Annotated in this window: 11 protein-coding genes and 3 pseudogenes; 10 read left to right on the forward strand and 4 right to left on the reverse strand. The window is 69.5% G+C overall.

Features of this window, described 5'->3' with window-relative positions:
- Positions 1-5: 5 nt before the first annotated feature.
- Positions 6-488 (reverse strand): annotated as a pseudogene (locus OG322_RS39720) (NF041680 family putative transposase); the annotation flags it as partial.
- A gap of 28 nt (positions 489-516) precedes the next feature.
- A protein-coding gene (locus OG322_RS39725; RefSeq protein WP_260146865.1) for an IS3 family transposase occupies positions 517-1757 on the reverse strand; the annotation gives its coding sequence in 2 pieces (ribosomal slippage) (positions 517-1484 and positions 1484-1757; 1242 coding nt in all).
- 56 nt (positions 1758-1813) lie between these two features.
- On the opposite strand from OG322_RS39725, the pseudogene OG322_RS41845 reads away from it, so the two are divergent.
- Positions 1814-2404, forward strand: a pseudogene (locus OG322_RS41845) (IS5 family transposase); the annotation flags it as partial.
- A gap of 169 nt (positions 2405-2573) precedes the next feature.
- Here OG322_RS41845 and merB read toward each other — a convergent pair.
- Positions 2574-3566 (reverse strand): organomercurial lyase, encoded by a 993-nt coding sequence (merB, locus tag OG322_RS39730; protein ID WP_241200388.1) that lies wholly within the window; start codon positions 3564-3566, stop codon positions 2574-2576.
- 62 nt (positions 3567-3628) lie between these two features.
- On the opposite strand from merB, the gene OG322_RS39735 reads away from it, so the two are divergent.
- The 3 genes and pseudogenes from OG322_RS39735 (at position 3629) to OG322_RS39745 (ending at position 5596) form a co-directional block, all read left to right on the forward strand.
- Positions 3629-4099 (forward strand): heavy metal-responsive transcriptional regulator, encoded by a 471-nt coding sequence (locus tag OG322_RS39735; RefSeq protein ID WP_123465895.1) that lies wholly within the window; start codon positions 3629-3631, stop codon positions 4097-4099.
- Between the two features lie 270 nt (positions 4100-4369).
- A pseudogene (locus OG322_RS39740) lies at positions 4370-5361 on the forward strand (IS5 family transposase).
- 82 nt (positions 5362-5443) lie between these two features.
- Entirely contained in the window at positions 5444-5596 is a 153-nt protein-coding gene (locus OG322_RS39745; RefSeq protein ID WP_329305896.1) for a hypothetical protein, read from the forward strand.
- A gap of 12 nt (positions 5597-5608) precedes the next feature.
- Here the strand turns inward: OG322_RS39745 and OG322_RS39750 are convergent, their stop codons facing one another.
- Positions 5609-6067, reverse strand: a complete 459-nt coding sequence (locus tag OG322_RS39750) for an HNH endonuclease family protein (protein ID WP_124286043.1) — start codon at positions 6065-6067, stop codon at positions 5609-5611.
- A gap of 347 nt (positions 6068-6414) precedes the next feature.
- On the opposite strand from OG322_RS39750, the gene OG322_RS39755 reads away from it, so the two are divergent.
- The 6 genes from OG322_RS39755 (at position 6415) to OG322_RS39785 (ending at position 13294) form a co-directional block, all read left to right on the forward strand.
- A complete protein-coding gene (locus OG322_RS39755; protein ID WP_329305895.1) occupies positions 6415-7806 on the forward strand; it encodes a phenylacetate--CoA ligase family protein in 1392 nt (463 codons plus the stop codon).
- A gap of 311 nt (positions 7807-8117) precedes the next feature.
- Complete coding sequence (locus OG322_RS39760; protein ID WP_329305894.1) at positions 8118-9041, forward strand: ABC transporter ATP-binding protein; 924 nt, start codon at positions 8118-8120, stop codon at positions 9039-9041.
- Positions 9034-9828, forward strand: a complete 795-nt coding sequence (locus OG322_RS39765; RefSeq protein WP_123465903.1) for an ABC transporter permease — start codon at positions 9034-9036, stop codon at positions 9826-9828. The genes OG322_RS39760 and OG322_RS39765 overlap by 8 nt, the downstream gene beginning before the upstream one ends.
- Positions 9821-10618 carry an ABC transporter permease gene (locus OG322_RS39770; protein ID WP_185095533.1) on the forward strand — a complete coding sequence of 266 codons (798 nt, stop codon included), beginning with the start codon at positions 9821-9823 and terminating at the stop codon, positions 10616-10618. The genes OG322_RS39765 and OG322_RS39770 overlap by 8 nt, the downstream gene beginning before the upstream one ends.
- Positions 10619-10709: 91 nt before the next feature.
- A complete protein-coding gene (locus tag OG322_RS39780; RefSeq protein ID WP_398912395.1) occupies positions 10710-12698 on the forward strand; it encodes a PfkB family carbohydrate kinase in 1989 nt (662 codons plus the stop codon).
- Positions 12695-13294, forward strand: a complete 600-nt coding sequence (locus OG322_RS39785; protein WP_329305893.1) for a D-glycero-alpha-D-manno-heptose-1,7-bisphosphate 7-phosphatase — start codon at positions 12695-12697, stop codon at positions 13292-13294. Before OG322_RS39780 ends, OG322_RS39785 begins: the two co-directional genes overlap by 4 nt.
- The last annotated feature ends 260 nt before the right edge of the window (positions 13295-13554 follow it).

Here is a 13554-nt window from a genome sequence, read left to right on the forward strand (position 1 = left end):
GATCTTTAACCTGTGCGGCGTGGACGTGGAGTCGTTGGCTTCTTCGTCTGTCGCTTTGTGGAGTCTGGTTTGCCGACTGTGTGCACGTCGTAGCGTGCGGTGGGTTGGTTGTTTCTGCGGCCGGGTGGCCGTCCTGGGCCGGGCTGAGAGGATTTCGGTGCTCCGGCTGGGCAGGCGGCCTTCGGCCGGAGGTGCCGGAAATCTCGGCGGACTCGTGCAGGGGTAAGCCTGTCCGCGGGACTTGGCTTCTCCCAGGGTCGGCGCAGGTCCGCCGCCAGGGGGCGGGCGAGCCGGAGCTGGGTGAAGACCACGAGGATCAGCCAGGTCCAGCGGTCGGCGGCTTCGGGGCTGCGGATCTTCGGGCAGGTCCAGCCCAGGGTCTGTTTGAACAGCCGGAAGGTGTGCTCGATATCGAAGCGCCGCAGGAATGCCTGCCAGAGCAGATCGACTTCCGCCTCAGTGGCGTCGAGCCCTGACCACCACAGCCAGTGAACCGTTCCGGGTTCGGTAGAGACTCTAGATTGTGGCTGTGACCTGCGGTTCTTGGGTGTTCTGTTGGTAGTAGGTGGCTTCGTATTCGACTGGTGGGACGTGTCCTATTTCACCGTGGAGTCGTCGGTGGTTGTACCAGTCGGCCCATTCGGCCGTGGCCAACTCGACGTCGCTCAGGGCCTTCCAGGGACGCTGCGGTTTGATCAGCTCGGTTTTGTACAGACCGATGGTCGATTCCATCAGGGCGTTGTCCAGGGCGTCGCCGACGGTGCCGATGGAGGCCGCGATCTGTTCGGACGCCAGGTGGGCGGCGAGCCGGAAGCTGGTGTATTGCGAACCGGCATCGGAGTGATGGATCAACTCCCGTGCCATCACAGGGGTGTTCGCGCGGTCACGTTGCCACAGGCCCATCTCGAGTGCGGACAGCACCAGCGGGGTCTGCTTGTTCGTCGCGGCGGACCAGCCGACAATCCGGCGGGAGAAGGTGTCCACGACGAACGCGACGTAGACGGTGCCGGACCAGGTGGCCACGTAGGTGAAGTCGGCGACCCACACCCGGTTGGGGGCGCTGGCCACGAACTGCCGGCCCAGCCGGTCCGGCGCCCGGTCGGCTTCCTTGTCCGCCCTGGTGGTGACGATCTTCTTCCCGCGCACCGCCCCCGTGAGGCCCTCGGCTTTCATCAGGCGCTCAACAGTGCACCGCGCCACCTGATGACCTTGCCGCTTCAGCTCGGCCCAGATCTTGCGGGCCCCGTAGACGCTGTAGTTGTCCCGGAATATCTCCACGATCAACGGAGCCAGTTCCGCGTCCCGCATGGCACGGGCTGACAGCGGGCGCTTCTTGTGTGCGTAGTAGGTGGACGGGTGGATGCTGCAATCGTGCTCGGTGAGCGTCCTGCAGATCGGCTCGACTCCGCCGAAGCGGTCCCGGTGCTCGTCGATGAACGCTACGAGCGTGTGTGTGGCCGGTCGAGCTCGGCCGCGAAGAAACTCGCCGCCGCCTTCAAGATCTCGTTCGCCCGCTTCAGCTCGGCGACCTCCTTCTTGAGGGCTTTGAGCTGGGCGGATTCCTCGGTCGTTGTCCCGGTCCGAGCACCGGCGTCGACCTCGGCCTGCCGCACCCAGTTGCGCAGGGACTCCGGCCCGATGTCGAGCTTCGCTCCGATCGACCGGATCGCCGCGGACTCGGTCTTGTACTGATCACGAGTCTCCAGGACCAGGCGCACGGCCCGCTCCTTGAGCTCCTTGGGGTATTGCTTCGCCATAACGGACTCGATCCTTCCAAAAGATCGAGCCTCGATCAAACCCGGAACGGTTCAAACTGCCCAAGGACTTCCCGCCCTGGCCCACTGTGTACTGGTACGTCACCTGGTGGCACGACGACGGCACCGTCGAGCAGCTCCAGGACCCCTCGCGCGGCCGGGTCCGTGAGGCTGACGGCCGTAACGCGGAGCCGAGCGCCGGGCTGATCGACTCGCAGTCCGTGCGCACGGCCGACACTGTCCCCGCAGGCACCCGGGGCTTCGACGCGGGCAAGAAGGCGAAGGGCCGCAAGCGGGTCGTCGTCACGGACACCCTGGGCTTGCTGCTGGCGGTTCACGTGGTCGCGGCGAACATCCAGGACCGCGACGGCGCAAAGCCTTTATTGCTGTGGACCCGCCTGGACCACCAGGGCGTGCAGAGGATCTGGGCGGACCAGGGCTTCGCCGGCCGCTTCGTTGAGTGGTCGGGCACGATCCTCGGCCGTGAGCTGGAGATCGTGCGCAAGGCCCCGGACCAGCGCGGATTCCAGGTCCAGCCCAAGAGATGGGCGGTCGAGCGCACCTTCTCGTGGCTCACCGCCCACCGCCGCCTCGCGCGTGACTACGAGACCAGCCCGGCCCGCTCAGAGACCATGATCCGCTGGGCAATGATCGGCATCATGGTCCGCCGACTCACCCGTGGCCGACCGGCGACGCGTCCCGGCCCGCGCTCGCTCCTGCGAGACGTTCCGCAGAAACGCCGGCCGTCCCGTCCATGGGGAATGTCCTGCGTCGGTGCTCTATGGAGCCAGGAAGCTCCTGACGGGCCTGCCCGGCCGGTCAGCTGGCGGTCAGCAGTGGCCCGAAGGTGGTCCTGCCGATCTCTTCGGCGCGGTCCCGGTCGACGATCTGCCCGTCCACGTCCGGATGCTGCTCGATCCACGCCTGGGCGGAGGACGTGCTGGTGAAGAAGTTCAGGGTGTCGCAGCACACCTCGGCGGCGGGCCCCGAGCAGCCGCGGCGCCCGACGAACACCACCGCCGATGCCGGCGCCCATATGGTCTTCCCGTCCTCGCTGGTGACGGTGACCTTCTCTCCGGTGACCGGATCGGCAGAGGAGATCACGGTGTCCGTCTCCAGCATCGCGGAGATGCCCAGTGCGTCGATCGCGCACATCGACCACACCTGCGTTCCGCCCGCGATCGCCACCCGATGCGCGGTCGGCACCGCGGAGAAGGGATACGCGGCCCGGATGCGTCCGTACCGGTCCAGAGCCAAGAAGTCCTCCCGGGCCAGCTCGGCCAGCACCTTGGATGCCGTCTGACCGATGGCTGCCGCGACCGGTTCCAGCTCGGCGAGCTCGGGCGCGCTGCCGGTGGCGGCGAAGTGCCGCAACACCGCCTGATGCACCGCCCGCAGCCCGCCCTCGACCGGCGCGACACGACCCCGACCGTCCCGCCCAACCAGGTCGAGCACATCCGCACAGGAATCGTCGTCCGCCACTTCCGGCAAACCCGCGGCGGCCAGGGCCCGGCGCAGGTCGTCCACGCTCGGCGCCCCATCCGCGTTGCTGTCGGCGTCCCGATAGATCCGGCACGACACGCTCGCCACCGCTCCGGCCTGCACGAACGGGTCGATGCCATCGAACAGGACGGTTGGTGAGCCGGTCATCCCTGCCCGCTCGGCCTCCGCCTGCTCGGAGATCTCGATCAGTTCCGCCTCGACGTCCCGCCCGGCCAGCGCGGTCGTGATCCGCTCCCGCACGACCGGCCCGTTGGGACAGTCCGGAACCGTCAGCACCCTGATCCGCATGATGTCGTCCTCCCAGCTCATCGCCTTTGCAGCCGACGTTAGACCTTCCAGCACACTGGAAGGTCAAGAGTTAGCCTGGAGCCATGCGCATCGGGGACCTCGCCACCATCAGCGGACTGACCGCCAAGACCATCCGCTACTACGAACAGGCCGGCCTGGTGCCCCCGCCGCCCCGGACCTCGAGCGGTTACCGCGACTACCCGCCCGCCGCCGAAGCCCGCCTCACCTTCATCCGCGATGCCCAGCACGCCGGCCTCACCCTCGCCGAGATCCGCGGCATCCTCGCGCTCCGAGACAGCGGCGAGGCCCCCTGCGCACACGTCACCGACCTCATCCACCAGCACCTCGAAGAGATCAACCGGCGAATCGCCGAGCTCCGCAAAACCCGCACCGCTCTGCGCGACCTGGCCCAGCAAGCAGCCAAGACCGACCCCCAGTCCTGCAGCGACGCCGACACCATCTGCCGCATCATCAGCCCACCCCGTCCCGCACGAAGGACGCCTCAAAGCGACACGCACAGAGCGACACCCGCTGACAACAGCACCCCGTCATAAGGGACAGGACCAGGAATCGGGACACGCCCAGTGCGGAAACAAGCAGGGACTGGAGGGCTTGGTCGCGAAGCGCGGGACGGCTGCCTACCCGCTGGGGCGCCGGTCGTCGTGGGTGAAGATCAGGCACGCGACCACGGCCGAAGCGGCCGTGGTCGGTTACACCGGCCCCCGGCGCCGGCCTCGGAACCTCGCCCTAGGGCGTGTATCGAGTCGTGATCAATCTGTGTGTTTCGCCCTCGTCGAGCGGGCGGGTCCGGTAGTCCGTAATGCATGACACGGGCGCAACTGACGGACTTGGAGTGGGAGTACGTTGAGCCGTACCTGCCGATCGGCGAGTACGGCCCGTATCCCGCGTGGCTGCGGAAGCAGTTCGAGGGCGTGATCTGGAAGTTCCGCTCGGGAGCGCAGTGGCGTGAGATGCCGGCCGAGTTCGGTGCGTGGTCCACCGTGCACAACCGCTTCCGCCAGTGGCGGGACGCCGGAGTTTTCGAGGCCCTGCTGGAAGGGCTGATCGCGCAGGCGGCCGCGCGGGGTGAGGTGGATATCTCTCTGGTCAGCGTGGACTCCACCACCACCCGTGCCCACCATGACGCGGCCGGCATGCGTCTGGGCCCCGGAGTGCTCGACGCCCTGGAGAGGGCTGCGGAGGAGGAGAAGGCCCGTTCAAAGGGGGCACCGAAGATGAACAAACCGGGCCGGGAGCCGATGGTGCTGCCGGGCGAAGACGTCTCCGGCGGCGCCGCAAGCTCCGGCTGAAGGCTGCCTTGCTCGGGCGCTCGCGTGGCGGGCAGACCAGCAAGGTCCACATCGCCTGCGACCGTCAGTGCCGACCGCTCGTGCTGACTCTGAGCGCGGGACAGGCCGCCGACAGCCCGCAGTTCATCCCCGTTCTCGACAAGCTGCGGATCCGTGGCCCGGCCGGCAGGCCCCGCACCCGGCCCGACGCAGTCGCCGGCGACAAGGCGTACTCCTCGCGCGGCAATCGCGCCTACCTGCGCAGACGCAGCATCAAGGCCGTCATCCCGGAGAAGAAGGACCAGACCGCCAACCGGAAGAAGAAAGGCCGCCGGGGCGGCCGGCCTCTCACTCACGACACCGCCCTGTACAAGGAACGGAACACGGTCGAGCGCTCGATCAACAAGCTCAAGGCGTGGCGCGGCATCGCCACCCGCTACGACAAGACGCCCGAGAGCTACCAAGCCGGACTCCACCTCCGGGCCTCCATGATCTGGATCAAGGACCTCACGCGAACCGCTCAGTGATCACAACCCAATACGGGCCCTAGTCACCGACGCCGAGCAGGACCGGGTCCGGCTGTCGGCCCGGCTCGACCAGGTCCTCGCCGTGCATGCCGGAACAGCCCTTGCCGATGCGCCGGTGACGGGGAAACTGCGGGCCGGAGACGGGTCGTACACCGGAATCGACACGGACCTGGTGGTCGAGATCCTGGCCGGGTCAGGCCGGCACGGGACACTGACCGTGACCCGGATGCGGTGACCCCAAGTCAGGTCAGCCGACCTTGTACTTCACGACCGTGTTGGCGCAGCCCTTCGCGAGCTTCGCCAGTGCCGCACGCTCCTTGGTGTCCGCGGTGAGCTTCCACCGCAGCTTCGTCGCGATCCAGTCGGCACCGTAGGTGCACTGCGCGGACGCGGCCGGCGGAAGCCACTGCGCGGGGTCGCGGTCGGCCTTGCTGCGATTCGTCCTCGCCGTGACCGTTACCAGCGACCGTTCAGCGGTGAGGTCGTCGGCGTACTGCTCGCGCCGGTCGGCGTCCCACTTCGATGCCCCGGAATCCCAGGCTTCGGCGAGCCGCACGAGGTGGTCGATATCGAGTTTCGTCGCGGAGGTCACGGTGACTTCGTCGGAGTAGCTCAGCCACTCTCCGCCCGTCAGCGCACACCGCGCGCCTTGTTCCAGCACCTTGACCGCCTCGGCGATGAGGACTTCCTTCCGGGTTGTCTGCATAGCCTCTGAAGGGCTGAGCCACGTACGCCACAGGTGTTCCCACCTGCTGTGCCTCACAGGTCGTGATGAGAGCGTGAGGCACAAGCGTCTGGGCGATCGGCTTGCCCGTCTCCGTCACGATCCGTACAGCTCCCTCACGGAACTCCGGCTTGAACCTTCGTCGCTTCTCCGCCATGACTCCCAACTTCCCCTGCAGTCACGGACTCCACGCTACGAGGGGAAGCTCACCTCAGCAGCGACGCGTTAGCGAGACGTTAGCTCGACGCAAGAGGCGGTCATCAGACTGGTCGGCGTGAGGCACAGCGCCGGGGTGTTGGACACGGGCGCGGAGCGGAGGCGGTGGGGCATTGCGGCAGCGATTCGATCCGCTGGTGGAGCCGGAGGACGAGCGGCACTGGCGGTCGCAGTTGATCCATGAGGGGTTGCTCTTCCCGCGCGTGTACGAGGAGTACGAGCGGTACTCCGAGATCGCGAGACGGCCCGGAGCACTCAGGGACCTGCAGGGCGAGCGCCTTTCCGCGTCGCTCCGGCACGCCATCGACGCCGTCCCGGCGTATCGGCGGGCGGGGATTACGGCAGATGACCGGGGAGATCCCTGGCGGTTGCTCTCCACGTTCCCTCTGGTGAGCAAGCTCGAGCTGGCCGAGGGCATGGTCGACCATTGCGACGACGACATCGATCCGACGACCTGCCGGGTTCTGGAGACGTCGGGGACCAGCGGAGTGCCGTTGCGGATGGTCCGTCACGATGATGCGCTGGTCCACGAGTGGGCTACCGCGCTCGTCAGGAACCAGCGGCAGGGCAAGGCGTTCGACCGTACGGTGCTGATGCCGTGCCTGGCGCGGATGGACCGCTGGTTCGAGTACACCTCTCCCGGGGCGGGGTTCGCGCGGGTCGCGCAGTTCGGTCTCGCGGGACGCGAGGCGTCCGACCGCGCCGGATCCGCCGAGCGCGCCGCGTTCGCCGAGCGCGCCAGGAGCCTCCGTCCGGACGTCCTGGCGGGCACACCACGCAACCTCTTGGACTTCATGGAGCTGCTGCGCTCGCACGGCGGCCCGCTGCTGTCGGTCCGGTCCGTCGTGACGTGCGGTGAGCTTCTCGTCCCCGCCGTACGGGAAGCGCTCACGGAGTTCTTCGGCCTACCAATGATCGACATGTACGCGATGAAGGAAGCCGGCACCATCGCGGTGCAGTGCGAGGCGGGCTCTTATCACATCGAGTCCGAGCGGCTCTGGCTGGAGGTCGTCGACGACGACGGTGTACCGCTGTCGGAGGGGCACACCGGGGAGATCGTGATCACCGACCTGACCAATCGGGCGATGCCTCTGATCCGCTACCGGACCGGTGATTTCGGCTCGCTGGCGTCCGCCGCGTGCGGCTGCGGTCTCCCGCACAAAGTGATGGACCTTGTGGAAGGCCGCAACCCCGGCGAGTTGCGACGGCCTGACGGGACGGTTCTTCCCGTGCTCTGGGTCGCGCGGGCGGCTCGCCGCCACCCGGTTCGGCGTTACCAGATCGTGCAGGAGGCGGACTTCTCCGTGGCTGTACTGGTCGCACCGGCCCCGTCATTCACTGCGGCGGACGCCGCGGAGCTGACGCGGAACCTCGAGGACGTTCTCGGCGCCGGCGTCAGGTGCCGGGTGCGGACGGTCGCCGACGGCGACTTCCACAGCGCCGGCCGACGCAAGGACGTCGACTTCGTGAGCTTCCTCCCCGGCACGTCCACGGCCCCCGGGTAGAGCGTGGTCGTGGGGCGTGAAGGCGGCGCCCACGCTGCGGGAGGCCCGTCGTCCGATCAGAGGAGGAGGTGACCGACATGACCAAGGAGGAGCGCATCGCGCAGATTCAGCAGTTCCTTCGCGCCGACGGCGTGATCTAGCAGATCGCCCGGAATTCCGTCCGCGGAAGCCGGGTCCCGGGCTGGCCGGTGCCGCGCCAGCCCGGGGCAGGTCAGGTCTCTGCCGCACACGCCCGGAATATGACGAGGTGACGTGGAATGAGGATGAGGACTGTCGTAGGGCCGTGCCAGCCGGACGGAGAAGTACTACAGGTGGAGAACCTCCGCAGAACCTTCCAGGGAACCCCTCCCGTCGAGGCACTGCGCGGGGTCGGCCTTACCGTACGAATCGGTGAGATTGTCGGACTGCTCGGGGACAACGGTGCGGGCAAAACCACGCTCCTGAAGATCCTCTCCACGCTCCTCCTGCCGTCGGCGGGGGGAGCCAGCGTCTGCGGCATCGACCTGGCCAGGGATGGGCGCCTGGCGCGACGTCACCTCAGTGTGGTCTTCGGCGGCGACCGGGGCTTGTACCCCCGACTCTCGGCCCTCGACAACATCATGTTCTTCGGCGGTCTGTCCGGATCGCACCGTCACCTGCGTACGCGCTCGCTCGCTGCCCTGGAAGAGGTCGGGCTTGCCGAGCGCGCGGGGAGCCGGGTCGAGACGTTCTCCAAGGGGATGCGGCAACGCCTCCATCTGGCCGTGGGGCTGCTGAACTGGCCGTGCCTGCTCATGCTGGACGAGCCGACCATCGGCCTCGACCTCGCGGAGGCGGAGCGTGTCCGCGACACCATCGCCCGCCTCGCCCGCGCGGGCACGGCGGTCATCCTCACCAGCCATTACCCCACGGACATCGACCGCCTGGCGGGCCGGGTCGTCCTGCTCGACTCCGGAACGGTCTCCCACGACCTGCCCATTGCCGAGTTCCGGCAGCAGGCCGGTTTCACCGCCGAGGTGCGGCTGTCCGGCCCGGGAGTCGCTCCGCGCGACGCCGCCGCGCTCCTGACCGACGCGTCCGTGCGGATCCATCAGGACGAGGAAGGGTGGAGGCTCACCTTCCAGGTTGGCGCCTGGGACGCGGCCGTACTCGACCGGCTGGCCGAGGTCGTACGACGGCATCCGGTGGCGGACATCGACGTTGCCTCGCCCGGTGTCGAGGCCGTGCTGCGACGACTGGCGCTGAACCATGGGTGAGGCTCTTCGTGTTGCGAAGGCCGAGGCCTGGGCGATGTGGCGCGCCGCCGTCCTCCAGATGCGGGAGACAGCCCAGGTCAAGACCGCGACGGTCGTCTCCGTGATCCAACCGGTCGTGCTGCTGGCCGTCGTCTCCCGGGACGGCGCGCACCTGGGCCCGGAGCGGACGACCGAGATCGTGTTCGGCGTCGTGATGATCGCCCTGTGGTCGTCCACCCTCTGGGGAGCGGGAACGCTGCTCCGTCGTGAGGCGTCGCAGGGTACCCTCGCGGCCCTGCTGGTCCGCCCGGTGTCGCTGCTGTCGGTGCTGTTGGGCAAGACTCTCGGTGTCGCGGCGGCGGGTTTCGTACGCACCCTGGCCGCGGCGGCCATCGCCGTTCCCGTACTCGGGCTGCACCCGCAGCTTCCCCGGCCATCGGTGGCCGCGCTCGTCATTGTGGCGGCCGTGGTCTCCGCAGCCGCCATGGGGCTCGTCCTGAGCTGTGTCGTCTTCCTCTCCCGGGCGGGCCTGCGCATCATCGAGGCCCTCGGTTACCCGGTCTTCGTCCTCGGCGGCATCGTCATCCCTCCGGACATGCTCGCCCCGGTGCTGCGCTGGCCGGCCCAGGCCGTCAGCCTGCACCACGTGGCCGGCTTGGTCCAAGACGCCTCCCACGGCCGGGCGTTCGCCTACGCGCATCTGGCGGGCGTCCTGCTGCTGACCATGCTCTATCTCGCTGGCGGGGTGTGGGCGTTCAACGCCGTGCTGCGGCGCGGCCGAGCCGGGGGGACCCTTGAACTTGCCTGACACCGTTCGCCATGTGCTCACCACGGCCCTGAGGATCTGCCATCTTTCGTGGAAGGACTACCGTGTCGCCTCGGCCGGACTCGCGGCGTCGGCCAGCATCGGAGTCCGGACCGTCTTCCAGGTCGCCTTCTTCACCCTCCTCGGGCAGCTCACTGCCGGAGACGCCGGACGCGCCCACGCGTTCGTCGGCTCCGTCGCCTTCGCCCCGGTGGCCGCGGTCACCAGCCATGTCTCCGCCGTGGTGACCTCCGAGGTACCCCAGGGGACCATGTACCGCCTGCGCCTCGGCGACACCCCGCTGCTCGTCGTCCTGCTCCTGCGCTCCTGGGTGTACGTCGCCGAAGGGCTGGCGGCCTCGCTCCTGGCGCTGCTCGTCCTGGGGCCGACCGTTCTGGGCGGGCACGGGACGGCCGATGTTGCGGCCGGGTATCCCCTGGTGCTCCTCACCACGGTGGGCTGCCTCTGCACGGGCCTGTTCTGCTGTGCCCTCGCTCTGTCCGGCCTTGACGAGGGGCTCGTCGTCAACGTCGCCGGCTATCTGATCCTGCTCTGCGCCGGCGTGGTCGTTCCCGTGGGTCCGGAGGGCGTCCTTCATTTGGTCGGCCAGGTGCTGCCCCTGGGAGCCGGGCTGGACGCCCTGCGCTCCCTGGGCACCGGCACGGCCGGCGAGCTGTGGGGCGCGGTCGTGCACGAGACGGTCGTGGCAGGACTGTGGCTGCTCGCGACCGCTCTTCTGCTGCGGCTTCAGGCCCGGCGCGTCCGCGCCGGTGTCGCACCCGAGCCGGTGTGACACCGGCGCGTGTGACACCGGGGCGGGTGGTCGCGTGCCGCCCGGACTTCAACGGCCCTCTCCCTGTCCCAATCCTTTCGGAAGGCACATCGTGACCATATCGGGCCGAGACCACATCCATGCCCTGACCGGGGCATTGCACCGCCTCGACACCGCTGCGCTGGACCGGTGGGGTCGAGCCCTCGCCGCCGTCCTGACGGCCGGCGGGCGGCTCCTGGTCGCGGGCAACGGCGGCTCGGCGGCCGAAGCCCAGCACCTCACCTCCGAGCTCGTCGGGCGCTTCCGCGCCGAGCGTGCGCCGCTGTCGGCGATCGCACTGCACGCCGACTCCTCCTCGGTCACCGCCCTCACCAACGACTACGGGCCCGAAGAGGTCTTCGCCCGGCAGGTCCGCGCGCACGGGCGGCCCGGTGACGTCCTCCTTTTGCTCTCCGCCTCCGGAACCAGCCCCAACGTGCTCGCCGCAGCCCGGGCGGGTCGGGAGACGGGCCTGACCGTCTGGGCACTGACCGGCCCCGGCCCGAATCCCCTGGCCGAGGCGAGCGATCTGGCCGTGTACGTGGACGCCGCCCAGGTGGCGACCGTCCAGGAATGCCACCTGGTCGCCATACACCTGCTGTGCGCGGCCGTCGACGCCCACTTCGTCGAGGCCGACGCCGCCGCTGCCGAGGAACCAGGTGACACACGGCGGCTGGTGGTGGTCGGCGACGTGCTGCTAGACCGTGACATCACCGGTACGGCCGAGCGGCTGTCTCCCGAAGCCCCCGTCCCCGTCGTCTCCAACGTCCGCACCACTGAACGGCCGGGCGGCGCGGGGCTGGCCGCCGCACTCGCCGCCCGGGAACCCAACTGGAGGATCACCCTCGTGTGCGGCCTCGGGCAGGACGCGCCCGGGGCCCGGGTCCGCGCCCTCTTGGACGAAGCGGGAGTGGAGATCATAAGCCTCGCAATTGGAGGCGCCACGCCGACGAAGACCCGCGTCCGCGCGGCTGGCCGTACACTGCTGCGATTCGATGCCGACAGTGACTCCGGTGCCGACAGCGTCGGCACCGCGGCACTTCGGCTCGGCCCACTCCCGCCCGAGGCCCGTGCCCGGCTTGCGGAAGCCTCCGCCGTCCTCGTCTGCGACTACGGGCGCGGCATCACAGCCCACGACGACGTCCGTCAGGCGCTGACTGATGCGGCCACGGGCCGACCACTGGTGTGGGACCCGCATCCCCGGGGCACCGCCCCGGTACCGGGGACCGCGCTGGCCGTCCCCAACGCGGAAGAAGCCCTGGCCCTCACCGGGGACGCGGCGCCGCGCGACCTCGCGGGCGATGCAGCGAGGGCCGTACGGCTGCTCGCCCGATGGCCCGTCAAACAGGTGGCCGTCACCCGGGGCTGCGATGGCGCGGTCCTCGTCGCGGATCCCGAGAGCCACCCCCTGGTCGTCCCGGCCCGGCGGGCCACCGGGGACGCCTGCGGGGCCGGCGACCGACTGGCCGTCACCGCCGCGCTGATGCTGGGCACCGGACGACTGCCCTCGCACGCGGTGGCCGCGGCCGTCGACGCCGCCACGCAATACGTCACCTCGGGCGGCCCCTCCTCGCTGACCGCCCGGCCCGTCACCGCCACGACAGACCCGCAGGAACTGGCCGCCCGTGTGCGGAAGCACGGCGGGCGCGTGGTCGGCGCCGGGGGATGCTTCGACCTGCTGCACGCCGGGCACTTGGCGCTCCTGGAACAGGCCCGCCGCCTCGGAGACACACTGATCGTGTGCCTCAACAGCGACGCCTCCGTGCGCCGTCTCAAGGGCGAGAGCCGACCAGCCGTTGGCGAGCGGGAACGGGCGATGCTGCTGGAAGCGCTGGATTGCGTGGACGGCGTGCTCGTCTTCGACGAGGACACCCCCGAGAGGATCCTGGCCGAGCTGCGCCCGGACGTCTGGGTCAAGGGCGGCGACTACGCGGGGCAGCGCGTCCCCGAGGCCGGCCTCGTGGAGAGCTGGGGAGGCAGTGTCGTCACCGTGCCCTACCTGGACGGGCATTCGACCACCAGCCGGATCGACCGGCTCACCGGGCGGGTCGGTGCCCAGTGACCGCCACCGGCGGCAACGCGGACCGGCCCCGGCGTCCGGCGGTCCTCCTCGATCGCGACGGCACCCTCACGGAGCACCGCCACTACCCTGCCCACCCGGACGAGCTGGCCCTCCAGCCGGACATTGGTGCACCGCTGCGCGCCCTTCAGGAGGAGGGCTTCGCTCTGGTCGTGGTCACCAACCAGAGCGGGGTCGCCCGGGGCCTGCTCGACGCCACCGTCCTGGACGCGATGCACGACCGGCTCCGCGCCCTCCTGGGCCGCCAGGAGGTTCGGCTCGACGCCATCTACGCCTGCCCGCACCACCCGGAGGGCACGGTGCCCCGATACCGGCTCGTCTGCCGCTGCCGGAAGCCGGCCCCCGGCATGCTTCTCCAAGCCGCCCGCGACCTCGATCTCGACCTCGCCCGGTCGTGGATGGTCGGCGACTCCCCGCGTGACGTGGAGGCCGGCCACCGGGCGGGAACCCGTACCGCACGGGTGGGTCCTGGGCTCGATGGGGGCGTTGATCCCGAGGTGACCGGTGCAACGACGTCCGAGGTTCTCCGCCACATGCGTTTGCTCGGCGCTGTCACGTTGGCTGACCGGGTGGGATGATCTTGTGGTTGGTCGTGCCGGGGAGGGGTTCGCTCGTGTCGGGGCCTTGACCCCCGCCCCAAGAGCAAGGACACCCGTGCCCGGGAGGACTGCGGTCACCGGCAGGGCAAGGGCCGTGCAGCCGGCCAGGCCGATGACGGGCACGAGACTGTTGGGGCGGCCTCTTCAGGGGTGAGGCTCCAGACAGAGGCGTTGGCGATGGCGTCGTACCGGTGTGATGATTCGGCCGTTCGTGAGCGTGTGAGCACTCGGCCGTGGAC

Source organism: Streptomyces sp. NBC_01260 (genome assembly GCF_036226405.1).
GTDB classification, from domain to species: Bacteria; Actinomycetota; Actinomycetes; order Streptomycetales; family Streptomycetaceae; genus Streptomyces; species Streptomyces laculatispora.

What these genes read in the sequence shown, in the direction of transcription:
- OG322_RS39750 (WP_124286043.1), bottom strand. Translation starts at nt 6,067, where the DNA reads ATGCAGACAACCCGGAAGGAAGTCCTCATCGCCGAGGCGGTCAAGGTG.
- OG322_RS39735 (WP_123465895.1), top strand. Translation starts at nt 3,629, where the DNA reads ATGCGCATCGGGGACCTCGCCACCATCAGCGGACTGACCGCCAAGACC.
- OG322_RS39765 (WP_123465903.1), top strand. Translation starts at nt 9,034, where the DNA reads ATGGGTGAGGCTCTTCGTGTTGCGAAGGCCGAGGCCTGGGCGATGTGG.
- merB (WP_241200388.1), bottom strand. Translation starts at nt 3,566, where the DNA reads ATGAGCTGGGAGGACGACATCATGCGGATCAGGGTGCTGACGGTTCCG.